Genomic DNA, 25,792 nt, shown 5'->3' on the forward strand with positions numbered 1-25,792 from the left:
AGTTGTATGAGGGATAAGGGCAAATTGTAGGTTTTATCTCAGGTTCAAATTTAAGATTTTAGCAGCACTCCAAACTCTACAATTTGCGTATAGTGGTAGCTAATCACTATATCAATCAAGATACAAGCAGCATTGCTGCGCAAGGGATCGAAAATCAGATGCGTCCCTGGGCCTTGGGGCGTAAGAACTGGCTGTTTGCTGGCTCGCTGCGCAGTGGTCAGCGAGCGGCGAACATCATGACGCTGATTCAGTCAGCAAAGCTGAATGGGCTTGATCCGTATGCCTATTTAAGTAATGTGCTAAAAAGGCTGCCGACACATAAAGTGACCCAAATAGAAGAATTACTTCCACACCGCTGGAAACCCAACTCAAATTAAAAAATAGCTATGGGGCTCAGCGGACGCTTACTTAGATCGTTTACGGATGAGCCATGCTTATAGTGTTACTTTTGATAATGGTAAGGAATTTGCCGAACACAAAAGAATCACTGATGCCGGCATAGATACGTATTTTGCTGATCCTTACAAGTCTATTCAACGAGCAAGGAATGAAAATACGAATGGTTTAATCCGGCAATATCTGCCAAAACCATCATCGTTTGATGACGTGTCAAACGAACAAATAGAGCAGATAGAATTTGCACTCAACCATCGTCCTAGAAAAACACTAGGTTGGTATACGCCTAGTGAAGTTATGGCTGGTTTTTATACTGTTGCACTTGCCGCTTGAATCCGCCAATATTAATGGAATGACTTTAAATTCACTTTTATAACTAAGCAAAGCCACAATTAATCAGAAATTATGATAAGATCAGCTTTCTTAAAAAATGTGTTTTTTATAAAGATGAATTGCTTAGGTAATTTTTACTGTCTTTAGCACATTTTATTATTTTTTCTTATTTTTTAATTCACATCCTATTTTGAACAGATTTTTAATCGCTCAATTTAGGATTGTATTTGCTTATCTTTATAATGCTTATATTTCAAATCCTAAATTGTGACACTCAAAATTGGAGAGGTAATTAAGAACTCAAAACTAATGGAGATAGCAATGGATCGAATTGCAATTATTGGTGCTGGCCCAAGTGGCATGGCCCAATTAAGAGCGTTTCAGTCAGCAAAGGCCAAAGGTCTACAAGTTCCTGAAATTGTATGTTTCGAAAAACAAAATGATTGGGGCGGGCTATGGAACTATACTTGGCGCACTGGTATAGATGAACATGGGGAACCTGTCCACGGCAGTATGTACCGCTATTTATGGTCAAATGGCCCCAAAGAAGCGCTAGAATTTGCCGATTATACTTTTGATGAACATTTCAAAAAACCAATCGCTTCATATCCGCCACGTGCAGTACTGTGGGATTACATCAAAGGCCGTGCAGAAAAAGCACAGGTCAAAGATTTAGTCCGTTTCAATAGTGCCGTTCAGCATATTGCCTATGATGAAACAACGCAAAAATTCACGGTAGATGTCGAAGATTATGCACAACAACAGCACTATTCAGAACAATTTGATTATGTTGTCGTTGCATCTGGACACTTCTCTACCCCACGTGTTCCTGTTTATGAAGGCTTTGATCAATTCCATGGTCGCATTTTGCACGCACACGACTTCCGTGATGCGCTGGAATTTAAAGGTAAGTCTGTGTTATTGGTTGGCAGCAGCTACTCTGCCGAAGACATTGGTTCACAATGTTATAAATACGGTGCTAAGCAAATTTACAGTTGCTATCGCAGTAAAGCCATGGGTTTTAAATGGCCTAAAAACTGGTCTGAAAAGCCACAATTACTGCGTGTAGATGAAAATACTGCTTATTTTGGTGATGGAACATCTGCCAAAATTGATGCCATTATTTTATGCACAGGCTATTTGCACCACTTCCCATTTATTGAAGATAACCTACGCCTCAGAACACATAACTGCCTTTATCCGCAGGGTTTATATCAGGGTGTGGTGTGGGAAAAGAATCCTCGCTTGTTCTACTTGGGCATGCAAGATCAATGGTACACCTTCAATATGTTTGATGCGCAAGCATGGTTTGTCCGTGATGTGATTTTGGGCAAAATTACTTTACCAAGCACGGCAGAAATGCAGAGCCATACGCAGACCTTACATGAAAAAGAGCAGCGCCTATTGAACGATGAACAATCTGCCCGCTTCCAAGGCGATTACATCAAACGCCTGATTGCGCAGACGGACTATCCATCATTCAATATTGATGCAGTGCATGATATTTTCATGCAATGGAAAAAGCATAAAAAAGAAAACATTATGGGCTTTAGAGATAAAGTCTATCGCTCAGTAATGACTGGAAAAATGGCTAAGCCACATCACACGCCATGGTTATATGCGCTAGATGATTCTTTAGAAAGCTATTTGGAAGATGAAGCGCAGCGTGAAGCGATGTAAGGCTTAATCACAAAAAGCCACACAATACGCAGCAAAATAGCCAACAAGCCCCATAAGTTATGGTCATGGGGTTTGTTGTTTGGACTGCCACCACTCTCCGAGACAAATAAGGCCGTACAGCCTTTACGACGTAACAACCCTGATGAACATGAACCTCTCGAAGCAAAGAAAGAAATCCTTTGCCTTAAAGCACCGAACGTTTCAATTGCTTCGGTCGCTTTGCAACATGGATTGAATACAAATCTTGTATCCAAATGGATTCGCTTAATTGATGGTAAGCCAGGGAATGATCGCTCACCACTACCGAATAAACCTGCATTTATTGCCTTATCTTGCTCTGCACCATTAGATCCTACTCCTACTGACATGTTAACGGTTCAAATTACTTTACCCCACTCAAAAGCAGAAATTGGCTTGAAATGGGCTTTGTTGCATAAATATGTAAGCATCTGATTTAAATAAATTTAATTTTGGATCAAAAAATAATCAAAACCTTTAAAATCATATAGTTATAAAATCTTTGTGCAACAAAGCCGAAAAAATATAAAAAAATCAGAACCCTAAAGGTCTGATTTTTTAATCTCTATCATTCATGACCCAATATAGTCACCTTCAGGAGACCATTTTTCTTCATAACTAGGATACTCGTCATCATCCTGATCATAATACGTATCCTGCTCGTAATAAGGCTCATTTTGATAGACATCGTTATGCTCATAGCTATAAGGCTCATAATTATCTTTTTGATAATCATCGTCTTTATCGTCCGATGAAAAACATGAAACCAACAAAAAGAGGATAAAAGCCAATCCTAGAAGCATTTGGAAGATTTCCCAAGCCTTTGCTAAGACCTGCTTTATTCGAATCCACAACTCAGACACATGAAAATCCACTATTTCATCAAGCGTAAGAACTGAGGATTGTTCACCTTCATTTGCAGATTATTTTTGTATTCTTCAATCGTTCCTCGAGCACAGAAACGTTTACCAACCATGCCATCAATGCGACCAAAACGCTCTTCAAACCATTTGTAGTTATTGTCCCAAACTAAAAGCGTTAGCGTTTGATTCGGATACTTTCGATCAAGATTCAAATAATGGCGATTTTCAAAATGTTTAACTTCTGCCAATTGACCACAAGCCATGACTGTCTTACCAACATGGAACGGTGCTTTAATTGCCTCAATTTTAGCTTCCTGAGCGATAGTGCTGACACTTGCTAAAGACAGTAGAGACGTGACTAAAATTTTTTTTAGCATGAGATACACCTTACTTATTTAATGATTAGAAACCTGATTTTCTGGAGAGCGAATAACAATTTGAGGAATACCTTTGTAGCTTTCGATTAAGCCAGAGATACAAATATTGCTACCCTCTGATGCTGGCATGATGTTGTTTGACCACATCACCGCGCTGAATTTATGTTTTGGATATCTTCCACCAAAATTTATATATGTTGCTTTTGCTGTTTGTGAAATTTGACTGACTTCACCACAGACAGTCGTATTTTCCCCAATATATGCATCGGCTTCATAGACTGAAATCTGACTGGATGACGATAAATTTGTATCGTCTATATTTCCTTCAAATGGATTTGCGACAGTCGGTTCAACAATCTCTCTTAGTTGAGCAACAGGTTGAATTTCAGATGGTGTACTTTCTACCTGTTGTTTATTGGCTACTACAGGAGTAAATCTCTCAGGTAAATTTTGATTTTCCTGACCAATTAATGATTCTTCTTGTGACGGAACAGTAATTTCATCTCCTATTGAAGAAGTACCATAATCTGCTTCAGACCTCGAATCACTTTTCGAAACTATCAAGTAACCTACTATCAAAACGATGAAAACAATTAGGCAAGCAATCATAGCCTTGTAGTGCTTATTCTTACGCATTTGTTCTTGGTAAATAGGATCAAGCCCAGCTTGCTTTCTCAGCTCTAAGTCTTGTTCAGCTTTCTGTCGCTGTACCTCTAGCTCTTGTTCAGTTTTCTTTCTCTGTTCTTCTAAGGCTAATGCATCTCGTTTTTTCTTTTGCTCAAGATCGTATCGCTCTTTTTCTTTCAGCTCCTGATAGGTCTCTGAAAAAAAATTGCAAATACTTAGAACAATCATGACTGCTACGAAAATTGCAAAACCAATAGCAAATTCAAACATTCTGTTTCTCTTTAAATGATTTGTTCCAATGAGCCCACAATCATCTGCGGTTTACCCTTGTACTCTTCAATCATCCCTTTCACGCAGAGTGTATTATTTTCTACGTTTTGAAGTTGTTGACTGACATCCGAATTATTGTTCCAAATCACAACAGTAAAGGTCGGATTAGGATAAGGTCGATCAAAATTCAAATAAACTCCTTTAGAGAATTTTTTGTATTCTGCAACTTGACCACACACAACTTTATGCTCACCGACATATTGTGAGCTTTGTGAAGCTTCAATATAGTTCTTAGCAGGACGATGAGCACTTAAGTCATTTTCCTGTTCTGAAAAACCATCAGAAGACTGAAGTGCTAAAATCTCATTGTTTGGAGTTGTTGTTTTTGACTGAACATAGACTACAGCACCGAGTACAATTGACGCCATTACGCCAGCACCCATAAGAACATACTTACGTATTTCTTTTTTGACTGAGCCTAATTGTTCATTTTGTTGAACTTTGATATCCGTTAATTCTTTCCGAACTCTCTCGAGCTCTTTCATATGGTTCTGCTTGAAGGTGTTAAGACCACTACGGACTTGACCCAGCTCACCTGTTATATCAACTGATTGATCTTGACTGTCTTTGACTCGGAGTCTTTCGTATTCTGCAATTTTTGCTTCATATTCTTGAATGAGGCTTTGAATCTGCTTCTGCTTTGAAGCATCAGTAATTTGTCGATTTGCTTGTGCTTTTAAAGCTTGACGTATTTCAGAAATGACTCGTTGCTGTTGGTTAAATGCTTTTTTATTCGTATAACGCAACACAATACCAAACTGTTGGATCAAATCATTTTGGCGTTCTAGGAAATCGTTAAACTTTTCATAACCTTTATTATTGATTTTGGCATAACCATCTAGTTCAATCGGTAGTTTATAACCTTTTGTTTCGTTGATAATCATGAAATCGATATAGCGATTACCTGCATTACTGTCTTTAAATGGAAATTGAGCAACAACATCATTGGGCGTAATTTCTGGGATTTGGCTTAAAATTTCATCGACAAATTTTTCTTCATATCCGACGATATGCTGAATTTTGTATCGATTTTCGTATTTCCATTTTTGCCAATCTAACATCATAGTTACCCAAAATTATTATTTAACCAATTAAAGACTTAGAATAGTCCGTAGAAACCAACAAAAATATATGTCTATAGTGAATACAATGAGACTTTTCTTATTCACTATCGATAAGACTTCATTGCGCTACCATTTTACTTTTCAAGTATTTTTAGGCAAGTCTACGTGAGAACACATCGACTTCAAATGTTCAAATTAAGATCGATATAAACCCTCATAAGCACACTTGAAGTTTAAAAATCACAAGTCTTTTTGTGAGTAATTTTGATTAAACAAACATCTGCTGTAACCAGCCTTTTATACCGCACGGATTCTGTATTAAAAATTTTTTATTCATCTTCAAAAGTTTGTCTAAGTGGGTTATTAAGAGAATACTTATAAAAAACTTTTAATTTCTCTATCGTCATTGGAATACCATTTACAGTTTTATGGAGCATGGCATGACAATTTGGGCAAACAGGTCGTAAATCTTCTTTAGGATCTACTTCATATTCTTTGCCAATGTCATGTAACGGCTCGATATGATGTACATGGATAAAATCTTTAGCAAATGCCCCATAGGTATGTTCAAAACGGCTTTGTTGCACAAAGATTTCATAACCATATGATTTTAAAAGTTTTGATTGTTTTTGATCCAAAATTAAATTTATTTAAATCAGATGCTTACATATTTATGCAACAAAGCCCTTATTTGCTTACATTTTCTTCAATAACATCATAAGCCGTTCCTGCACCCCATCCAACAATCTCAGATGTACCTTTAGCGGCAATAGCAGCTCCAGCAGCAACAATACCAATTAATCCTGTTCCACCTGTCGCAAGTCCGACAATTAAATAACTTGCATAAATTCCAAAACCAATACCAGCGCCAACTTTAGCAGTCTCAACAACTGTTGTTCTTGCTTTGTCTTCGGGTGCAGCTTCATACACTTTTATGCTCGAACCTACAACATCCGTAGCAATAGACACATAACCCGCTATCTTTAGTTGTGTCGCAAACTTACCTATTTTGCCCATTTCTTTGGCGTATTCTTTGAGTCCACCTTTAAAGTTATTGTCTCTAACCAATGCCGATTGCTTCAACATACGGCGCATATTGGTAGTTTTAATCGACTGATCCCAACGCAAGAATTTCTTAGTTCCTTCGTTATCTAACTCCCTATACAAGTTTGCATACTTCTGTTTGAACTGGGTAAAGTTTTTAGGGTTTGCTAACCCTAAGCCTTTGGCTTGTTCTTCAGCATACTTTAGAGCGAGTTCACCATGTATTCGATATTTTCGACTGGTTTTCTCTTCTGCCATTACTAAGGCAGCATCTGAAAGGTCTCTTATCTACCTCCCCCAATAAATCAATACTTTATCTAAATATCTTGCTGTAAAATATATCCTGCTACTAAAAGCAATAATCCCAAACCTGATGAAATAAAAATAAGATATTGAAAAATAAAGTAAAACCTATACCCACTAAGCAACTCTACTAACTGCCCCTTATTTAACTGGTAATAAAACTCCTTGCCATACAACTTTTTAAAAGATTTATTATATTTAATATTTAATACCTCTCTCCAAAAAGTAGTTGGTAGAAAACTAAGGGCGATAAAATCAAAAGGTTCTAAAGGACTACTATATTTTTTCTCATTATTAAATATAATTTTGCAAACACCCCTTAAATTAATATTTAAATATATATAAAATACCAAATACATGAATATAGAAAGAAGAATAAATATAAAACCAAAAGCGAACAAGGCAAATATATGATCTGAAACCAATAAGTTGATAATTTTATTCATTTATACTTTCCACTTTATCATACATATATCCCGCACCAACGCCAGCAATTTCTGATGCACCTTTCGTAGCAAGTGCAGCCGATACTGCTACAATTCCAATAACAATTAATCCTGTGCCACCTGTAGCCAAACCGACAATTAATGCTGCTGTAAATGTGCCAGCAACAATTCCAGTTCCTAACTTTGCTGTCTCAACCACTGTTGTTCTTGCTTTATCTTCAGGTGCAGCTTCATATACTTTTATGCTTGAACCTACAACATCCGTAGCAATAGACACATAACCCGCTATCTTTAGTTGTGTCGCAAACTTACCTATTTTGCCCATTTCTTTGGCGTATTCTTTGAGTCCACCTTTAAAGTTATTGTCTCTAACCAATGCCGATTGCTTCAACATACGGCGCATATTGGTAGTTTTAATCGACTGATCCCAACGCAAGAATTTCTTAGTTCCTTCGTTATCTAACTCCCTATACAAGTTTGCATACTTCTGTTTGAACTGGGTAAAATTTTTAGGGTTTGCTAACCCTGAGCCTTTGGCTTGTTCTTCGGCATACTTTAGAGCGAGTTCACCATGTAATCTGTAAACCCGATGCGCTTGTCCCTCAACCAATGATAAAGAAGCATCAACCGCCATCTTTTGCTCAAAAAATCCATCTTCTTCTTGCTTATTAAATTTAATCGTTAGGGGATGGTCATTTTCTTCAAAGATATTTTTATTAATAATCTTGGCGTTTTCTCTCAATAATGCATCGTAGAAAAATTCATAGTTTTGTGCGAAAAACACCGCATCAAAATCTTTATCCTTTTTCATTTGCTCTAAATTTTGATGTGCCTGCTGTGCTTGCTTTTTATATTCGGGTAATTCCTTCGCTGTGGTTGAATTTGAGATAATTACCACCTGCCCAGGCTGCAAAACACCCATTGAGACCAAATTAGTCAAATGTGGATTGTTCGCTTTTAAAATTCCCCAATCTTTTTCCGTCAATGGCTTTTTAAATACTCGCTGCGCCCAAGTCATCACAGGTTCAGACTTTTTAACCAAATACCACGCAACCTCACCGTCATTGATTCGTATTTCTTGTATATTTTCTTTAACGTTTTCTGTTTTTCTGACTGTCGTTTTAAACTCAAAAAAACTCCATTTATTGGGTTCAGGATAGGCTTTGGCGGTAAGCGTTTTAATGACCTCGCCCCGATATTTGATTTTATACATCAACAGTCGATTCGGTTGATAGATATGAAACCATTTACCAAATCCTTTTTGGTCGAAGCTTCCTTCGTCTTTGAAAATTGTCTTGCCTAGTTCTCTGTTAACAACTAAAAACTGGAAGGAAAAGTCTTTATATTGCAGAGGCGGATTTACTTTAAACTGTAATCGTGAATAGTACGTTGCCATGTTATTCTTCTTCTCCACCGACTTCTTGTGCTTCTTCGATTTCACTCGCCATCACATAAGTCACAAGATCTTGAGCTGATGGTGTTGTATTCAGTTTCATTAAACCTTCGGCATTGGTTACGCCTTTCTGCAAATTACCTGCTTGATCAATAATAAAATAAGGTTTATTTACCAATGGAATATTGTCTTTCGTTTTCACTAAATATTGAAGAATATAAGGTTGGTTAGCGATAGGCAAGATCGGAAGTTGAGTTGAAACTTTCGCCCCATTCTTAAACAAATGCTGTCCAGCTTTTGCTTCGAATTTTGCAGGGGTAATAAAAGTAATTCCATCTTTATTAATAATTATTTGAGAGCCACCAGCCATTTTATGTCCTTTTAATTTGACAATAATGGTCGTGAGAATACAATAAAATCCCAATCAGAGCATTAACTTTCTCGTATGACGTTTATCATCTCAATCCAATTAGAAGATAGTATTATCGTTGCTGCGGATAAACGTGAAGCAGCCGAAGATTATGAATTCCTCTCGGATGATTCAGATAAGCTCTATTTTTGGAAGGATGGCATCATTGCTGGCACAGGGGAAAAAACAGTTTTAGATCGTGCAGTTGAGTTCTTTATTAAATTATCCAAATCCAATCTTGAAGACCTGCCAAAGTGCCTAAAAATATCAAGAATGATGCGAGAGTTAGAAGCACATCATTTCCATATTCAAAACTCAAAATTGACCTATTCTGAATATACTGAAACAGGTGCGCAACTTACATCAATACAGCCTGATGAGCATGGTGAATACATCGTAAAGAAATTTAAAACCAACGAGATTATATTATCTTTCTTCAATCCTGATATTTCAGCAATCATTGCGAATCTACAGGATTTATATGCCAATCTTAGACCATATTCTTCATTTGAAAATCAGAATGACTGGATCAATCATTATTTGAATCATTTGTGTCCAATTTTTAAGATTCAAGCTCACAAAGATAATTTAATGAGTCCTTGTTTTGATGTGTATTTTCAAAATAAAGAGACCTATATATATGGACATATTACCAATACACATACGACATTAGACAGGCTTTGTTGCATAAATATGTAGGCATCTGATTTAAATAAATTTAATTTTGGATCAAAAAATAATCAAAACCTTTAAAATCATATAGTTATAAAATCTTTGTGCAACAAAGCCGTATCGGCTTATAACCTAGAATATGTATTCTTGACTTATATAAACTTTATTTGCTCGAACGCATAAATGCTGTTTATCCTGAATGGATTCCTGCCGTTGTGTTCTACCAAGAAGTTTTAGAGTTTGAATATCTAGAAACGGTCAGAATCTTAAGGGAATATCTTGCAACAATATAATCAGTCACCAAACTTGAACCCTAACAGCTCAACTGTGTTAAAAAAATATGGTTTTTGCCCCCGCATATGTAAGCCCTACTATGTACAGACCAAAGGTAAGTTGAACGCTTTAATGAATACCTCAAATCGAGACTATATTAATGGCTCAACTAACACCATCTGACGCTGCTATCGGATTCCCTAACCGCTCTGAGGATCAACTACAGCCTAAAAAACTGGCAAGCACTCTGGCCGCTATCTGGTTGATGGTAACTTACCAATCAACATAAGAAGCATTGCTTCATAAGGGATCTAAAATCAGATGTGTTCCAGGGCCTTGGGACGTAATAACTAGTTATTTGCTGGCTCGATGAGCAGTTGTCAGCGAGCAGCTAATATCATACACCTGATTCAGTCAGCAAAGCTGAATGGACTGGATCCGCATGCCCAATTAAGTGATGTGCCGAAAAGGTTGCCGATACATAAAGTGACCCAGATTGAAGTATTACTTCCACACCGATGGAAACCCAACTCAAATTAAAAAATAGCTATGGGGTTTAGCGAATGCTTACAGAATAATGTTGATTTAAGCTGCTTACCATTTGCTTACCAGAATCTAAAAACAAAAAAACCACTTACGATTAGTACACGTAAGTGGTTGTTTTATATGGTGGGCCCAGACAGACTTGAACTGTCGACCAACGGATTATGAGTCCGCTGCTCTAACCAACTGAGCTATAGGCCCTTTTCACTGAAATTGTTATATATCAACAAGTTCAGGCGCCATGAATACTATCGAAGATTTTTTTAAAATACAAGCCCTTTCAAAATCGCTTGTACAGTAAGACAACAGTTAACCAGAAGCTTAAAAATTAGCAGGAAATTGCACAACATCATCTCATCAAGCATTGCACTGAAACTGCGCTCATATCATGAGAGGTAAATTCGAAATTTATTTTTTTAAGATAAAAAAGCAATAAATCAATAAAAAATTATACTTTTTTGAAATAACTTTATATCGTGAGTACAAAAACTTATAAAGTATTCGTATTGCTGAAATTTTAAACTCTTTTTGAGTTCAGTGACTTTTCTTTGCGCGATTCGAACACAAGTTCAGCAATAGACCAAAGCACAATCACCATTAAAATGAGCGAAGCAACAATTAGTGCGGTCAAATATGTCATTTTGCTATTCCTGTTGAGGTTAAGCCTAAAGTTGGACATTGGCCTGAACTACGACCTATCTACGACAAAAGTCTAATGCTTAAATTATCTGCTGAATAGCTTTTTTTTCACTTTTTTAATAGTAATTTTCTATATACTCATTTATTTTAAGTCTTAATAACTTTTAATTTATATCTAAAAACAATAAGTTGTTAGATTATATTCTGCGGCTAAACAGGTCTTTATTTTTTCTGCACAGTTGCACAAATTAACCCTTGACTCTAAAGCCCAACAAGCACAAATTATGCGCTTTCGTTTGTTTTACTCTGTACCCATGTTAAAAAAATTTATTGGCGAAGCTGCATTTAAAGTTGCCGGATGGAGCTATAACGTCGAACCTGATATTCTGGAAGATAAACAGGTCATTATTGGTTTTGAGCATACCTCGATGCTCGATGCAGTGCTATCACTGGCCATCTTCCAAATTTTCGACATGAAAATTCATACCTTAATCAAGAAAGAATTATTCAAAGGTCCACTTAAACCGGTACTTGAAGCCGTGGGCGGTATTGCGGTTGATCGTAAAGCCAATCAGGACATCGTGGGACAAATGGTGGAGCTGTTCCAGCGCAATGAAAAATTCAATCTGGTGATTGCTCCTGAAGCGACCCGTGCCAAAAATGGTGAAGCACGTAAGCCAATTCGTACCGGTTTCTGGCATATTGCCAAAGCCGCCAATGTGCCGATTGTGCTGATGTATGCCAACTCTAAAACCAAGCAAGGCGGGATTTTTGGTAAAATTTATCCAACCGACCTGGCGCATGATCTCGCGCTGATCAAACAGCTCTATAAAGAAAACACCGGATTGGATATTATTATTCCAGACGTGAAAACAGCGTAAATTTTTCAGTTAAAACTTAAAACCCTGCCCTTTTTTCAGAAAAAGGGCTTATGGTAGAATCTGTGCAATTCGATCGGCATACAGCCAATCTACAAGGAGCATATTTCGCATGGCGGGTCATTCCAAGTGGGCCAATATCAAGCATCGTAAAGCCAAACAAGATGCTAGTCGTGGTAAGTTGTTTACCAAATACATTCGTGAACTGACAACTGCTGCTAAACTCGGCGGTCCGGATGCAGGGAGCAACCCTCGCTTACGTGCTGTAGTCGAAAAAGCATTATCAGTCAACATGACACGTGATGTGATTAACCGTGCGATTCAACGTGGTGCTGGCGGTGAAGATAACGATGACTTAAAAGAAGTCACCTATGAAGGTTATGGTGTCGGCGGTGTGGCCGTGATTGTTGAAACCATGACTGACAACTTAAACCGTACCGTACCAGACGTTCGTCACTGCTTCTCTAAAACCGATGGTAACTTAGGCACCAACGGTTCAGTGGCCTTCTTATTCACCAAACGTGGTGAAATTACGTTTGAAGATGTGTCTTTAGAAGATCAGATCATGGACGTGGCATTAGAAGCCGGTGCAGAAGATATTGAAGTCTCTGAAGATGAAATTCTGGTGATTACCACTCCAGAAACATTTGGTACCGTTCAGGATGCTTTAGCAGCAGCAGGTTTAAAATCTGACAATGCTGAAGTGGTGATGAGCCCATCAACCAAAGCTGAAATCACCGACATCGATCAGGCTAAGAAAATCATGAAGATGATTGATATGCTTGAAGATCTGGATGATGTTCAGAACGTTTATACCAACGTTGAATTCTCTGATGACGTTTTAGCAGCCTTAGATGCTTAAAACTTACAGATAAAAAACGCGCTCATCTGGCGCGTTTTTTATTTCTTAGAAATTAAACTTTATTGAGCAAATTCGAGCAGTTTAAAACATTATATTCTTTAATGACGAAGCTCGAATGCAGCGCCACCACATGGTCAATTTTACCAATGCGTTTGAGTAAAATTTCACTGTAGTTTTCCATATCCCGCGCAATCACTTCTACAATAAAGTCAGCGGTTTGCCCGGTCACCAAAAAGGCATTAATCACTTCGGGAATATTTTCCAGTTCTTCCAGAAACTTGGCAAAGGTATCGGTATCATGTTTACTCAGCGACACCTGCAACAGGACATGCAGACTAAAGCCGAGTTTCTGGTAATTAATTTCCCGTTTTAAACCTGAAATAATATTATGATCAATCAGGCTTTTAATCCGGCGATGTACCGAACTCACCGACAAATTCACCCGCTCCGACAATTCATTTAAATTGACATCTTCATGACTTAAAATTTCAAGAATATGCTTATCAAAGCGATCCAGTTCCATTTTTATACTCTTTTTAACAAGCAATGACACTTTATAATTTTAGCCGAATCAGTACCACAACAATATTTATTTCTCATTATTTTTTCATCTATTGAAATTTTTTTTCAAGATATGATGTGCAGACACAACTGTAGCCTAACGGATCAGACCTCTGCCATTTATCTTGATCTTTTAAAAACAGATAAACGGTTAGCTTCAATAAACCGCTGTTTTCTCAAAAATTTCCTTCTCTCTACTGCGTTTAAATTGCCTTCTCTGCCCAAATACAGCTAATTCCAGAACGTTCATCTTTTACAAGTGTATACAAATAGATTAAAAAAAGATGCGTTTCAACACCAGCAAAACAAAAACATAAGAACACAAGGAATCGTCTTCATGGCTTTTAAATCTTTCAGTTTGCTGAAAAGCAAGCTCAGCCCGGTTTTAACTGTCGAAACCCAAACCAGCAGCTTTTTCAGTGGCATCAGCTCGACCTTGTCGAACTGGTTTGGACAACTCACCAGCCCCTCTACCCCCAACCCTCGACAGCTTATTGCAAAGTCTGTTGTCTGGAAACAGCCTGGACAGTAGCAGTCTTAGCAATTTAATCAGCCAGTTTACAGGAAGTAATAGCGGCAGTTTGGATATTTCTAGCCTGATTAATCAACTGACCCAAGCCAATGGGGGCAGTTTTGATCTGGGCTCAATTAGCAATTTAATCGGTGGTCTGATTGGCGGTGATACTGCTGATCTGGATTTTGAAGCCATCAGCCAGCTGATTGGTGGCTTGATTGGCGGTAATACGGGCGACCTGGATATTGGTACCATTGCTGACCTGGTCGGTGGTCTCATCGGCGGTGGTGCCGGCGACTTTGATATTGGCGCAATCGTAGAACTGGTGAGCGGCCTGATGGGTGGTAGTTCGGGCGATCTCGATATTGCAGCGATTGCTGATCTGGTCGGTAGTCTGATTGGCGGTGGCGCCGGCGACTTTGATATTGGTGCAATTTCAGAACTGGTCGGTGGCTTAATCGGTGGTAATACGGGTGAAAAAATTAACCTTGAAACGATTTCTGAACTGTTTGAAGGACTCATCGGCAATAACACAGCTGATCTGAACCTTGAAACACTGACCCAGTTATTTGAAGGCTTAACAGGTGGCAGCAGTGAGTTTGACTTAAGTGCCTTACTTGGCGGTCTCCCAGACATCGGCAGTGGTTTTGATTTAGGTGGCTTACTGGAAGGTCTGACTGACGGTGGCACAGACTTTGACCTAGGCAATCTTACTGACAGCTTGGGCGATGCATTTGGTTCAACTGACTTTAATCTGGAAGATCTGTTACAAGGCGCCAGTACAGGAGCAGACAGCAGTCTGAGTCTGGACAACCTGTTACCTGAACTTCAAGAAGCTCTGCAATCGACCAGTACAGAAAGCAGTAGCAGCAACTTTGACCTGCTCAGCCTTGCGCCGCAACTGCCTGCAATTGATCTGGATTCATCTACCCCATTCATTTAATGGATTTGATAAAGTCATAAAAATACGCGCTACAGGCGCGTATTTTTTATGGTTGCCGTTTAGATACCGCGCCAGTCCACACGGGCATGACGCTCGGTCTGATAAATTCTCAGTACATATTGCCCTAAAGGTAAATCACTGAGCTCCTGTTTAAATTGCAGGAATTGTTCGGACAAGGTTTCGCCCTGCTCTTTTTCCCACGGTGTATCCTGAATTTCCAGAATCGGAGCCAGCATGGAACAGACCGCAATATCCGCCAGGCCTAAACGCTCACCGACAAAATATGCGCCGCCATTGGCTATCAGACGCTGGTTTAATTCGGCTATTAAACGGCGCATTTCCCGTTCCGATTCATCAACCTTGTCCTGATCCAGCTGATAGCCTTTGGAAATCAGCATCTTCATAATCGGTTTGGAGTATTTTTCAAATTGACGTAAATAACCTTTTTCACCAATCAGCAAATCTAAAGGCTGCTCACTTTCAGATAAAGTATGTGCCAAGCCCCAGCGACGAACGTGATAGCCCAGAGTCGAGGCCAACTGGTCAATCTCCAGTGCTTCATTGCGCTGTGTCGGGTCTGGGCGTAATAAGGTATGCTCCGGATACACCTCATCTAAATACAGGGCAATTTGGGTACTGTCCGCAATCCATTGATCCTGATCGCGTAAAATCGGCAGCTTGTTTTGTCCGGTTTTTAGCTTGGCAAAAGCACGATGCACACCCGGAATTAAGTTCTGCGCGTTATAATCCAGTTCCTTATGATCCAGCAACCAGCGTGCTTTTTCACAAAAATGAGATAAAGGAAACTGGTACAAAATACGCATATCTTCTCCGTCAATTTTTATTTTTTGTTCAATAATTTGAACAGCCAACATCCATTGGCTACTTTAGTCATACTGCTGCCGAAAAACAATGCGCTTTTTATTCAAAAATCGCCGGTATTCGGCCAAACGCTTCATCAAGCGTATTTAGGTCAGGCTATCCTGTTTAAAAATCAACACAGATACGGCACGCATTACTCCACCATCCGCAGCACATATTTCAGAAATATGCTTTTTCAACAAACATCCCCGCCATGACCTGACTTTATGCTGGCTTTCATGTAAAATCAGCGACAATTTTTGAATAACACTTTGTGAGTCATTTCATGGGTTTTAATTGTGGTATTGTAGGTCTGCCTAACGTTGGTAAATCGACTCTTTTCAACGCCTTAACCAAAGCTGCAATTGCTGCTGAAAACTTCCCGTTCTGTACCATTGAGCCAAACACCGGTATTGTGCCGGTGCCGGATGCGCGTTTAGACAAACTGGCGGCCATTGTAAACCCACAACGTGTCCTGCCGACCACCATGGAATTTGTGGATATCGCCGGTCTGGTTGCAGGTGCTTCAAAAGGTGAAGGTCTGGGTAACCAGTTCCTCGCCAACATCCGTGAAACTGACGCGATTGCTCACGTGGTGCGTTGTTTTGAAGATGAAAACGTCATTCACGTCAATGGTAAAATTGACCCGCTGGACGATATTGCCACCATCAACACTGAACTTGCGCTGGCCGACTTAGAAACGGTATCGAAAGCCGTGACCCGTTTAACCAAAACAGCCAAAGGCGGCGACAAAGAAGCAGTTGCGACCAAAGCCGTTTTAGAAAAAATCCTGCCATTACTGGATGAAGGCAAACCGGCACGTGCAGCCAATCTGGACGATGACGAACGTAAACTGATTCGTGGTTTTGGTTTATTAACCTTAAAACCAACCATGTATATTGCCAACGTGGCGGAAGATGGCTTTGAAAACAACCCGCACTTAGATGCAGTACGTGAACTGGCAGCAGCTGAAAATGCGATTGTAGTACCACTCTGCAACCAGATTGAAGCCGAAATTTCATTATTAGAAGATGATGAACGTGCTGAATTCTTAGAAGCGATGGGTATGGAAGAACCTGGCCTGAACGTGGTCATCCGTGCAGGTTATGGCTTACTCGGCCTACAAACTTACTTCACTGCCGGTGTGCAGGAAGTACGTGCCTGGACGGTGAAAGTCGGTGCAACCGCTCCACAAGCAGCAGGTGTGATTCACACTGACTTCGAAAAAGGCTTTATCCGTGCTGAATGTGTGGCCTATGATGACTTCGTACAATACAACGGCGAAGCTGGTGCCAAAGAAGCAGGTAAATGGCGTTTAGAAGGTAAAACTTACATCGTACAAGACGGTGATGTTTTACACTTCCGTTTTAACGTGTAATCGCCTGATATCAATGAAAAACCCTCAAATATTTGAGGGTTTTTTATACTCTTTTTTTTGAAGAGCAATCTTTGGCTCACCACAGTTTAAGCAAGAAAATTAATCAATCAGCGAGCCGATCTTGATGTCTTCTTTGATTTACTGAGATATTATTGAATTTCCTGCGCTTCCCAGTTTTCGAAAGTGCTTGATTCCAGTGCACTCCTCCGCACTACAAGTGCTCATCAATTCCAGAACTGCACCAGAATATTACAAGGTTGATGGTGTAGTGTAATTGCTGTTCTTAATTGCAAAGATCAATTCAATACGGCGCAGCCATTAAAAAAGCGGAGCCAGAACTCCGCTTATTGATGCTTCAGGATGCTGTTGCAATCGCATTGCCTTTTTGTTTGGGATCGGTATTGCCCAGTTCCGGATGGGCAATTGCATCGGCACATTGCTGTTTATCACGTTCATAATCGGCCTGTTTCTGGCTTACCGTTGCGCTACTTTCTAACGTCGCACGCGCCCAGATTTCCAGGCTGGTGAGTGCTTTACGGCATAAAGCATATTTACCTTCGGTGACTGAATCGGTCATTTTGACGTTAATGCGCCATTCGGTACTTAACTGGCGTGCTGGTTTGCGTACATTATCTTCTATTAAATTGCGCTGTTTGCGATAAACATAAGGTTCCACCTCATTCATCAGCTTCCAGGCCGCTTCTGCATACGCCGTTGCATCATTGGTCAGTTTCGGTGCAGGTTTAATTTCCGGCTTTTCACCGGACTGATCGCCCCCACAGGCCTGTAATAACAGGCTACTGCCCAGTACAGTTGCAACCACAAATTGACGTGTTTTGAACATCCACATATCTGGCTCGCTTCAACAAACATTTCGGCACTATGCTAGTGAATTCGGGTACAATACACAATCATCATTTGACTCCTTGTTCAACTCTCCTTCAGGTGTGTCGTGTCTGAACACAAAACGCTTTCCACACAGCCAGCCGGTTTTTGGCAAGGCGCTAAAGATAGCCAAGCCATTATTTTTACTTATCTCCCCGTTTCTTTTGCATTTGGCGTTTCGGCGACCCAATTCGGTTTTAGCGCCTGGGAAGCCCTGTTTTTATCCTGCACCATGTATGCCGGTGCCAGCCAGTTTCTGGTGGTGGCCCTGTTAGGCAGCGGCACCTCCATCTGGATGACCGCCCTGACTGTCATTGCACTGGATATTCGCCATCTGCTCTATGGCCCGGCCTTAACCAACCTGATTCAGGACCGGCTCAATTTAAAGAAAACCGCGATCTGGGCCTGGGGCCTGACCGATGAAGTCTTTGCTTCCGGCATGATCAAGCTGTCGCAGCGCCGGCAACAATGGTCGGAATCCTGGATGCTCGGCTTAAGTCTGTTTAGCTGGATGTCATGGGCGCTCGGTTCTTTACTGGGCGGTCTGTTTGCCGATCAGGTCAGTAAGCTGCCGCAGTTTTTACAAGCCGCACTGGATTTCCTGTTACCGGCCCTGTTCCTGAGTTTCCTGCTGGCCGCCTTTGAGAAAAAACATACCTTTGTGGTCAGTGTGACTTTGGTGGTATCTGCCATCGCCTGCTATTTCATTGACCTGTCCGCTGCCATCTTTATTGGTATTTTATCGGGCATTTTTGCAGGTCTGTTCAAACACTATGTCTTAAAACAACCGGATGATGCATACGCAGGAGGCTCACATGAATCTTGAAATTATTCTGGTCGGGATTGTGGTCGGCATCGCCAATTTTGCTTCACGCTTTGGACCGTTTTTTGTGATTCAGAAGTTTCAGCAGGACTCACAAAAACGGGGTGCCCTCTGGCTAAAGATTGCTTTGGGTTCAATTGGTATTGCCGCAATCAGTTCAATGCTGGTGGTCGCGACCTTGCCACCGTTACTGGAAACGCCCAATAAAAGTTTTGCCATGCTGGTCGGATTTATAGTGCTGGCCGGGCTGTATTTTAAATACAAGAAAATTGTACCGGCCACCTTGACTGCGGCCGTGACCTATGGCCTGATTTATACCTATATTCCATTTTCCTTCTAGGTTTTGACTTCAACACCAGACCCATTGACGCAGGGCTGCAGTTGTGCTGCGTTTTCAACACTGTATTTCCTCTTGCCCACTGCGTCTAAAAATTGTTGGACAAAATCACGATTTTCTCCGAATCGGCACTAACATCGCGGTGCAGTTCTGCTATGCTAAAAGCCCATAAAATCAAGCATGGATGAATTACATGAGCGTGACGATTGGTACTCCTCTTCAAGCTTCGGCATTTAAAGTATTGCTATTGGGTTCAGGAGAATTGGGGAAAGAGGTGGTGATTTCTTTACAGCGTTTAGGTGTAGAAGTGCATGCCGCCGACCGATATGATCATGCCCCTGCCATGCAAGTGGCGCATCATGCCCATACCATTAATATGGCCGATCCTAACGCACTGAAACAGCTGATTGCTCAGGTGCAACCGCATCTGATTGTGCCGGAAATTGAAGCTATTGCCACAGAAGTGCTGCTGGATATTGAAGCGCAAAACGTTGCTACCGTGATTCCATCAGCCAAAGCAGTCAATCTGACCATGAACCGCGAAGGCATCCGCCGTCTAGCTGCAGAAGAACTGGGACTGCCAACCTCTGCCTACCGTTTTGCCGACTCGCTGGAAAGCTTCCGTGCAGCCTGTGATGATATTGGCTATCCAAACTTTGTGAAGCCGGTGATGTCCTCCTCAGGCAAAGGCCAATCCCGGGTAAAAAGCTTTGATGAAGTCGATGCCGCCTGGGACTATGCGCAAACCGGTGGCCGTGTGAATCAGGGCACCGTGATTGTTGAATCGCAGATTGATTTTGATTTTGAAATTACCCTACTCACGGTACGCTCTAAACATCCAGAAACTGGTGAAATTGAAACCTCATTCTGCGACCCGATTGGCCATCGTCAGGATGCCGGTGATTATGTCGAAAGCTGGCAGCCACAACCAATGAGCAGCCAGGCCTTAGCAGAAGCCAAACGTATTGCCCACAAGGTTACCACCGCACTTGGCGGCTGCGGTATTTTTGGGGTAGAACTGTTTGTCAAAGGCGATCAAGTGTGGTTTAGTGAAGTGTCACCTCGTCCACACGATACCGGTTTAGTCACGTTGGCCTCACAATACCAGAGTGAATTCGAATTACATGCCCGTGCGATTCTCGGCTTGCCAGTGAACACGGCGCGTCATAGTGTGGCTGCCAGTGCAGTGATTTATGCCGGTGTAGATGACCAGAACCTGTCATTTTCTGGCTTGAATCTTGCTTTAGCTCACCCGGATACTGATTTACGTCTGTTTGGCAAACCGGAAGGCTTCAAGCGTCGCCGCATGGGTGTGGCCACCGCCCGCGCAGAAACCACTGAGCAGGCACGTGAGCTGGCTTACGCTACTGCACAAAACGTCAGTGTCAATCAAAACTAGTCGCACAACACGGAACGCTGTTCATGATCAACACCTTACCCTTGCTGAATTACGTAAAAAGTAACCATGACATTCAGGCCATTAATCAGTGGCGAAGTGATGTTGAACATCAGCTGGGGGAATGTTTTGAAAATGGACATTCGATCCGTGACATTATTCTGGCGCGCTCCAATTTTATTGATGAGGCGCTAAAATTCCTGTGGCAACATGCCGGACTGGACCAGACCGATTTAGGCCTGTTTGCGGTGGGCGGTTATGGCCGCCGCGAAATGTTGCCCTATTCCGATGTCGACATCATGATCCTGTCAGAAGATGAAATCTCGCCGGAACAGGAAAAGCTGATTTCAACCTTTATTTCATCGCTGTGGGATGTCGGTAATTTCAAACCCGGCATTAGCGTGCGTACCATTCAGGATTGCGTGATTCAGGCCACCAATGACCTGACTGTGGCCACCGCTTTAATTGAAGCACGACTGATTATTGGCAATGAACATCTGGCCAAATGGCCACGCCGGATTGTGTCGCAAACCTGGACCGATAAAACCTTTTTTGATGCCAAGATGGAAGAGCAAGCCAAACGCTATGCTCAGCACAACCATACCGAAAGCAATTTAGAGCCGGATATTAAAACTGCACCGGGTGGCATCCGCGATATTAACCAGATTGGCTGGATTGCCAAACGGCATTTCCGTGTCAACCGTATTTATGATCTGGTGCATCTGGGTTTTATTTCCGAGTTTGAGCTGGGCGTGCTGGAAGAAGCCGAAAGTTTCCTCTGGGAAATTCGCCATTATTTGCACCTGCTGACCAAACGCGATGAAAACCGTCTGCTGTTTGATTATCAGCGTGATATTGCAGCCAAGTTCGGCTATGTCCGTGAAGAAGGCAAATCACCCAATTATCCGATTGAACAGTTCATGAAGCGTTATTACCGCACCGCGCAGCAGGTGTCGACGCTAAATGAAATGTTACTGGCCTATTTTAATGAATCGGTGATTACCCCGCGCCTGCCGCAATATGAACGCCAGATTGAAGAAATTAATGAAAACTTCAAACTGGTCGATGGCAAACTGGCGGTGCAGCATCACAAGATTTTTTCTGAAAAGCCCAGTGCGATTCTGGAAATTTTCTATCTGCTGGCCAATCGTCCTGAAATTACCGGGATTCGTGCCCGCACCTTACGCCTGCTGACCCTGGCTGCCAAACGCATTGACCGCGATTTTCGTGATAATCCAGTCCATCAGGCGCTGTTTATGGCGATTTTACGCTCGCCGTACCGTTTATATGACACCATGGTGGCAATGAAACGCTATGGTGTATTGGGCAACTATATTCCGGCTTTCGGGCAAATTACCGGCCTGATGCAATATGACCTGTTCCATATTTATACCGTCGATGCGCACACCCTGCTGCTGATTCGCAACCTGAACCGCTTTAAAGAACCGGAATTTGCCAAAGATTTTCCGGTGGTCAGCTCGGTGTTCCAGCGTCTGGCGCGTCGTGACATTGTCTATCTGGCCGCAATTTTCCATGACATTGCCAAAGGTCGTGGCGGCGATCATAGTGAGCTTGGCGCCGCCGATGCGATTGCCTTCTGCCGCACGCATGGCTTTACCGAGCGTGAATGCAATCTGGTGGCCTGGCTGGTGCAAAACCATCTGCTGATGTCAGTCACTGCACAGAAAAAAGATATTTCCGATCCGGATGTGGTCAAAGCTTTCGCCGAACTGATGGGCGATATGGAACATCTGGATTATCTGTATACCCTAACTGTGGCCGATATTAACGCCACCAATCCAACCTTATGGAACACCTGGCGCGCCTCGCTGATGCGCCAGCTATACACCCATGCCCGTGATGTGATCCGTTCTGGCCTGGGTCGTCCGGTGGATTATCAGATGCTGATTGAAGACACCAAATTTGCGGCCAGCGAATTACTGGTCGAGGATTTCTCGCTGGAAGAAGTGGAAAAAGTCTGGCAGGAACTGGGCGATGAATACTTCCTGAAAGAAACCGCCGATGAAATTGCCTGGCATACCCGTGCCATCTTGCAGCACAGTGATAATCCGGCACCGTTGGTACTGATGCGCGCGCATCGTAAATATGCGCAAGATGCGGTGCAAATCTTTATTTACACCCAAGATCAGCCGAACCTGTTTGCCACCACGGTGGCGATTTTAGACCGCATGAATCTGGATGTGCAGGACGCGCGGATTATTACCGCCACCAAAGCCTTTAGTTTAGATACTTATGTGGTGCTGGACCGTTTTGGCACCCTGTTAACCGATGCCGAGCGTCAGGACACCGTGATTCAATCACTGGTCACCGCATTAAGCCAGTCGGATAAATATCCGGGACTGATGCAGCGCCTGATTCCGCGCCAGCTGCGCCATTTTGATATTGAAAATACTGTCGACATTAGCCTGAATGCCGCACTCAACCAGAACATGGTGGAAATTGCAACACTTGACCAGCCGGGCTTACTTGCCAAAGTCGGCGGCTTGTTTATGATGCAGGGGCTGGATATTCATTCTGCTAAAATTGCCACCCTAGGCGAACGTGCCGAAGATATTTTCTTTGTCACCAAAAAAGATGGCGCGCCCATGAATGCAGAAGAAGCCAAAAGCTTTGCGGCCAAATTAAAGGCAGCACTTGATGAAGCCTCAAATCAGGTGTGCCAACATTAACATCAACCTATCGGTAACGATTACATGAACTCAAGTTTGTCTTTATTGCACCCTTATCCATTTGAAAAGTTAAACCGACTTTTTCAGGATATACAACCGGCCGATTTACCGCTGATTCCCCTCTCAATTGGAGAACCGAAGCACCCGGCACCGGAATTTGTAAAACAGGCCATTATTGACAACTTCCAGCATTTATCGACTTACCCGAACAGCAAGGGTCTGCCTGAATTACGCCACAGCATTGCCCAGTGGCTAAGTCGCCGTTTCAAGCTAAACAGCATCAGTGCAGATCACCATGTTTTACCGGTTTCAGGTACCCGTGAAGCGATCTTCTCTTTTGTACAGGCACTGGTGAAACGTGAAGATGCACCGTATGTGGTGATGCCAAACCCGTTTTACCAGATTTATGAAGGCGCAGCCTTACTGGCCGGGGCCAAACCGTATTTCATTAACTGTACCGAAGACAACCAGTATTTAGGTGACTTTGATGCCGTGCCGGCCGAAGTCTGGGAAAAAACTGCCTTGCTATTTGTCTGCACGCCGGGCAACCCGACCGGTGCGGTACTGTCCAAAGACCAGTTTAAAAAGCTGATTGCACTGTCCGATCAATACGGTTTTGTAATTGCCTCAGATGAATGCTATTCAGAACTGTGGTTTGATGAAGCACCGACTGGCCTGCTCGAAGTTTGTGCCGAAATAGGCCGCGACGACTATAAAAACTGCGTGGTTTTCCATTCCCTGTCCAAGCGCTCCAATCTGCCGGGGATGCGTTCAGGCTTTGTTGCCGGCGATGCCGATTTACTGAAACCGTATTTGCAATACCGTACCTATCACGGTGCAGCCATGCCGGTACAGCATCAACTGGCCTCTATTGCGGCTTGGGATGATGAGCAGCACGTTGAAGACAACCGCGTGCAATACCGCGCCAAATTTGACTTGTTCCAAAGCGAGCTGGGGCAACTACTCCCTTTACAAAAACCGGATGCCGGTTTCTATTACTGGCTCAAAGTTGATAATGATGAAGCCTTTGCCAAAATGCTGATGGAAAAAGCGCATATTAAAGTGTTGCCGGGCCGGTATTTATCGCGTGAAACCGAGCAAGGTAATCCGGGTGAAAATCATGTCCGTTTAGCCTTGGTGGCCGATATCGCCCAGTGCGAACAGGTGATTCAACGCCTCAAAGCGATTTTGTAGGTGCTGATATTAAAAAATCCACTCTATTGAGTGGATTTTTCATTTTAGGCAGGACTAAACACTGTTTGCATGGATGAGGATCATCCCCAAAATTAAAGCTGATGCTGAAGTCGCTTGTCCTGTATTAACCTTGTAAAGCCTGTTCAATATCCTGTTCCAATGCATCCGGCTTGGTGGTTGGTGCATAGCGATTCAGCACTTTGCCATCTTTACCAATTAAAAACTTGGTAAAGTTCCACTTGATGCCGTTGCCCAAAATGCCTTTGCTGTTATTGGTTAAATAACGGAAAATTGCGTGTGCTTCCGGGCCTTTGACATCAACCTTGGCAAACATGGGAAAGCTGACCCCATAATTTTTCTGGCAAAAGGCCCCGATCTGCTCATTGGAACCGGGGTCCTGGCCACCAAACTGGTTACAGGGAAAGCCGAGCACCTCAAAGCCTTGGGGCTTATATTTTTCATACAGCTTTTCCAGTCCGGCAAACTGCGGGGTAAAACCGCATTTACTGGCGGTATTCACCACCAATAAAACCTTGCCTTCATAATCGGCAAATGATTTATTTTTCCCATCTAACAACTCAGCCTCAAACTGATAAATGTTGGTCATGGATAGGTTTCCTCATCACTTTTTTCTTGTGTTTTTAGTTCTAATGACGCCGAGTTGACACAATAGCGCAAGCCGGTCGGTTGCGGTCCATCATCAAAAACATGGCCCAAATGTGCATCACAATGATGACAGACAATTTCGGTACGCACCATGCCATGCGACTGATCGTTATGTTCTTCCACGACCCCCGGGGCAATCGGACGGTAGAAACTTGGCCAGCCACTGCCGCTGTCGTATTTGGTATCGGAAGAAAATAAGGCTTCTCCACAGCAACGGCACACATACACCCCATCCTGTTTGCTGTTCCAGTATTTCCCTGTAAAGGCCGGTTCGGTTCCTTTTTGTCGTGTAATCCGAAACTCTTCTGGTGATAACTCTCTTTGCCATTCTCGGTCTGTTTTATTGAGTTTTCCCATCACTAACTCCTTTAAATCTTTGACATTCAATGTCATG

At 42.1% G+C, this 25,792-nt stretch carries 27 protein-coding genes, 1 tRNA gene and 4 pseudogenes; 17 read left to right on the forward strand and 15 right to left on the reverse strand.

The genetic code is table 11. The features are described from left to right. Window positions 1-119: 119 nt before the first annotated feature. From FTU50_RS06515 to FTU50_RS06530, 4 genes and pseudogenes are all read left to right on the forward strand, one after another. Window positions 120-377 (forward strand): annotated as a pseudogene (locus FTU50_RS06515) (transposase domain-containing protein); the annotation flags it as partial. Window positions 378-408: 31 nt separating this feature from the next. After that, window positions 409-729 (forward strand): annotated as a pseudogene (locus tag FTU50_RS06520) (IS30 family transposase); the annotation flags it as partial. Window positions 730-1,050: 321 nt separating this feature from the next. Beyond that, complete coding sequence (locus FTU50_RS06525) at window positions 1,051-2,409, forward strand: NAD(P)-binding domain-containing protein (RefSeq protein ID WP_005177227.1); 1,359 nt, start codon at window positions 1,051-1,053, stop codon at window positions 2,407-2,409. Window positions 2,410-2,481: 72 nt separating this feature from the next. Then, entirely contained in the window at window positions 2,482-2,862 is a 381-nt protein-coding gene (locus tag FTU50_RS06530; RefSeq protein WP_228153100.1) for a hypothetical protein, read from the forward strand. Between the two features lie 137 nt (window positions 2,863-2,999). Here FTU50_RS06530 and FTU50_RS06535 read toward each other — a convergent pair whose 3' ends face one another. The 9 genes from FTU50_RS06535 to FTU50_RS06575 form a co-directional block, all read right to left on the reverse strand. Beyond that, entirely contained in the window at window positions 3,000-3,290 is a 291-nt protein-coding gene (locus tag FTU50_RS06535) for a hypothetical protein (protein WP_127801918.1), read from the reverse strand. A gap of 11 nt (window positions 3,291-3,301) precedes the next feature. Further along, window positions 3,302-3,667: a hypothetical protein gene (locus FTU50_RS06540; RefSeq protein WP_104489485.1), complete on the reverse strand. Its 366-nt coding sequence runs from the start codon at window positions 3,665-3,667 to the stop codon at window positions 3,302-3,304. Between the two features lie 18 nt (window positions 3,668-3,685). Next, complete coding sequence (locus FTU50_RS06545) at window positions 3,686-4,564, reverse strand: hypothetical protein (protein WP_127801917.1); 879 nt, start codon at window positions 4,562-4,564, stop codon at window positions 3,686-3,688. 11 nt (window positions 4,565-4,575) lie between these two features. Continuing rightward, on the reverse strand, window positions 4,576-5,685 hold the full coding sequence (locus FTU50_RS06550) for a hypothetical protein (protein WP_158650619.1): 1,110 nt from the start codon (window positions 5,683-5,685) through the stop codon (window positions 4,576-4,578). A gap of 332 nt (window positions 5,686-6,017) precedes the next feature. Beyond that, complete coding sequence (locus FTU50_RS06555) at window positions 6,018-6,275, reverse strand: HNH endonuclease (RefSeq protein ID WP_228153101.1); 258 nt, start codon at window positions 6,273-6,275, stop codon at window positions 6,018-6,020. Between the two features lie 100 nt (window positions 6,276-6,375). Then, window positions 6,376-6,990 (reverse strand): hypothetical protein, encoded by a 615-nt coding sequence (locus FTU50_RS06560; RefSeq protein ID WP_228154778.1) that lies wholly within the window; start codon window positions 6,988-6,990, stop codon window positions 6,376-6,378. Between the two features lie 59 nt (window positions 6,991-7,049). Further along, complete coding sequence (locus FTU50_RS06565) at window positions 7,050-7,481, reverse strand: hypothetical protein (RefSeq protein WP_075167881.1); 432 nt, start codon at window positions 7,479-7,481, stop codon at window positions 7,050-7,052. Further along, window positions 7,474-8,877 carry a hypothetical protein gene (locus FTU50_RS06570; protein WP_163170037.1) on the reverse strand — a complete coding sequence of 468 codons (1,404 nt, stop codon included), beginning with the start codon at window positions 8,875-8,877 and terminating at the stop codon, window positions 7,474-7,476. Before FTU50_RS06570 ends, FTU50_RS06565 begins: the two co-directional genes overlap by 8 nt. Window position 8,878: 1 nt before the next feature. Next, entirely contained in the window at window positions 8,879-9,244 is a 366-nt protein-coding gene (locus FTU50_RS06575; RefSeq protein WP_127801947.1) for a hypothetical protein, read from the reverse strand. Between the two features lie 75 nt (window positions 9,245-9,319). Here FTU50_RS06575 and FTU50_RS06580 point away from each other — a divergent pair, with 75 nt between their 5' ends. From FTU50_RS06580 to FTU50_RS06585, 3 genes and pseudogenes are all read left to right on the forward strand, one after another. Continuing rightward, entirely contained in the window at window positions 9,320-9,982 is a 663-nt protein-coding gene (locus FTU50_RS06580) for a hypothetical protein (RefSeq protein WP_127801374.1), read from the forward strand. A gap of 104 nt (window positions 9,983-10,086) precedes the next feature. After that, a pseudogene (locus FTU50_RS15525) lies at window positions 10,087-10,245 on the forward strand (IS21 family transposase); the annotation flags it as partial. 156 nt (window positions 10,246-10,401) lie between these two features. Then, window positions 10,402-10,768, forward strand: a pseudogene (locus FTU50_RS06585) (transposase domain-containing protein); the annotation flags it as partial. 127 nt (window positions 10,769-10,895) lie between these two features. Here FTU50_RS06585 and FTU50_RS06590 read toward each other — a convergent pair. Then, window positions 10,896-10,972, reverse strand: a tRNA-Ile gene (locus tag FTU50_RS06590). 752 nt (window positions 10,973-11,724) lie between these two features. Between FTU50_RS06590 and FTU50_RS06595 the strand changes: the two genes are divergently transcribed. Together FTU50_RS06595 and FTU50_RS06600 are read left to right on the forward strand one after the other, a co-directional pair. After that, window positions 11,725-12,291, forward strand: a complete 567-nt coding sequence (locus FTU50_RS06595; protein WP_005177219.1) for a 1-acyl-sn-glycerol-3-phosphate acyltransferase — start codon at window positions 11,725-11,727, stop codon at window positions 12,289-12,291. A gap of 109 nt (window positions 12,292-12,400) precedes the next feature. Further along, window positions 12,401-13,150 carry a YebC/PmpR family DNA-binding transcriptional regulator gene (locus FTU50_RS06600; protein WP_005177213.1) on the forward strand — a complete coding sequence of 250 codons (750 nt, stop codon included), beginning with the start codon at window positions 12,401-12,403 and terminating at the stop codon, window positions 13,148-13,150. Between the two features lie 52 nt (window positions 13,151-13,202). Here FTU50_RS06600 and FTU50_RS06605 read toward each other — a convergent pair whose 3' ends face one another. Next, entirely contained in the window at window positions 13,203-13,673 is a 471-nt protein-coding gene (locus FTU50_RS06605) for an Lrp/AsnC family transcriptional regulator (protein WP_005177212.1), read from the reverse strand. Window positions 13,674-14,048: 375 nt separating this feature from the next. Between FTU50_RS06605 and FTU50_RS15530 the strand changes: the two genes are divergently transcribed. Together FTU50_RS15530 and FTU50_RS06610 are read left to right on the forward strand one after the other, a co-directional pair. Then, window positions 14,049-14,243 (forward strand): hypothetical protein, encoded by a 195-nt coding sequence (locus tag FTU50_RS15530; protein ID WP_228721967.1) that lies wholly within the window; start codon window positions 14,049-14,051, stop codon window positions 14,241-14,243. After that, window positions 14,218-15,168 carry a hypothetical protein gene (locus FTU50_RS06610; RefSeq protein ID WP_228721966.1) on the forward strand — a complete coding sequence of 317 codons (951 nt, stop codon included), beginning with the start codon at window positions 14,218-14,220 and terminating at the stop codon, window positions 15,166-15,168. Before FTU50_RS15530 ends, FTU50_RS06610 begins: the two co-directional genes overlap by 26 nt. 59 nt (window positions 15,169-15,227) lie before the next feature. On the opposite strand, the gene FTU50_RS06615 is transcribed toward FTU50_RS06610, so the two are convergent. Further along, window positions 15,228-15,992, reverse strand: a complete 765-nt coding sequence (locus FTU50_RS06615) for a glutathione S-transferase family protein (protein ID WP_005177208.1) — start codon at window positions 15,990-15,992, stop codon at window positions 15,228-15,230. A gap of 323 nt (window positions 15,993-16,315) precedes the next feature. On the opposite strand from FTU50_RS06615, the gene ychF reads away from it, so the two are divergent. Further along, a complete protein-coding gene (gene ychF / locus FTU50_RS06620) occupies window positions 16,316-17,407 on the forward strand; it encodes a redox-regulated ATPase YchF (protein ID WP_005177206.1) in 1,092 nt (363 codons plus the stop codon). A 355-nt stretch (window positions 17,408-17,762) separates the two neighbouring features. On the opposite strand, the gene FTU50_RS06625 is transcribed toward ychF, so the two are convergent. Further along, on the reverse strand, window positions 17,763-18,257 hold the full coding sequence (locus tag FTU50_RS06625; protein WP_005177204.1) for a hypothetical protein: 495 nt from the start codon (window positions 18,255-18,257) through the stop codon (window positions 17,763-17,765). 102 nt (window positions 18,258-18,359) lie between these two features. Between FTU50_RS06625 and FTU50_RS06630 the strand changes: the two genes are divergently transcribed. The 5 genes from FTU50_RS06630 (at window position 18,360) to dapC (ending at window position 24,732) form a co-directional block, all read left to right on the forward strand. Further along, window positions 18,360-19,118 carry an AzlC family ABC transporter permease gene (locus FTU50_RS06630; RefSeq protein WP_045795021.1) on the forward strand — a complete coding sequence of 253 codons (759 nt, stop codon included), beginning with the start codon at window positions 18,360-18,362 and terminating at the stop codon, window positions 19,116-19,118. Next, on the forward strand, window positions 19,108-19,455 hold the full coding sequence (gene ygaH, locus FTU50_RS06635; RefSeq protein ID WP_104472645.1) for an L-valine transporter subunit YgaH: 348 nt from the start codon (window positions 19,108-19,110) through the stop codon (window positions 19,453-19,455). The genes FTU50_RS06630 and ygaH overlap by 11 nt, the downstream gene beginning before the upstream one ends. Before the next feature lie 190 nt (window positions 19,456-19,645). After that, window positions 19,646-20,851 (forward strand): formate-dependent phosphoribosylglycinamide formyltransferase, encoded by a 1,206-nt coding sequence (gene purT / locus FTU50_RS06640; protein WP_373685471.1) that lies wholly within the window; start codon window positions 19,646-19,648, stop codon window positions 20,849-20,851. Between the two features lie 23 nt (window positions 20,852-20,874). Then, complete coding sequence (gene glnD / locus FTU50_RS06645) at window positions 20,875-23,538, forward strand: [protein-PII] uridylyltransferase (protein WP_005177196.1); 2,664 nt, start codon at window positions 20,875-20,877, stop codon at window positions 23,536-23,538. Window positions 23,539-23,562: 24 nt separating this feature from the next. Continuing rightward, complete coding sequence (gene dapC, locus FTU50_RS06650; RefSeq protein WP_168370450.1) at window positions 23,563-24,732, forward strand: succinyldiaminopimelate transaminase; 1,170 nt, start codon at window positions 23,563-23,565, stop codon at window positions 24,730-24,732. Between the two features lie 124 nt (window positions 24,733-24,856). Here the strand turns inward: dapC and FTU50_RS06655 are convergent, their stop codons facing one another. Beyond that, the gene (locus FTU50_RS06655; RefSeq protein ID WP_104469920.1) at window positions 24,857-25,339 is read right to left on the reverse strand and encodes a glutathione peroxidase; all 483 of its coding nucleotides are present in this window, start codon (window positions 25,337-25,339) and stop codon (window positions 24,857-24,859) included. Then, window positions 25,336-25,755, reverse strand: coding sequence for a peptide-methionine (R)-S-oxide reductase MsrB (gene msrB, locus FTU50_RS06660; RefSeq protein ID WP_005177175.1), 420 nt, complete (start codon window positions 25,753-25,755; stop codon window positions 25,336-25,338). Before msrB ends, FTU50_RS06655 begins: the two co-directional genes overlap by 4 nt. Between the last annotated feature and the right edge of the window lie 37 nt (window positions 25,756-25,792).

The organism is Acinetobacter sp. YH12112, assembly GCF_013418945.1.
Taxonomy (GTDB): Bacteria; Pseudomonadota; Gammaproteobacteria; order Pseudomonadales; family Moraxellaceae; genus Acinetobacter; species Acinetobacter indicus.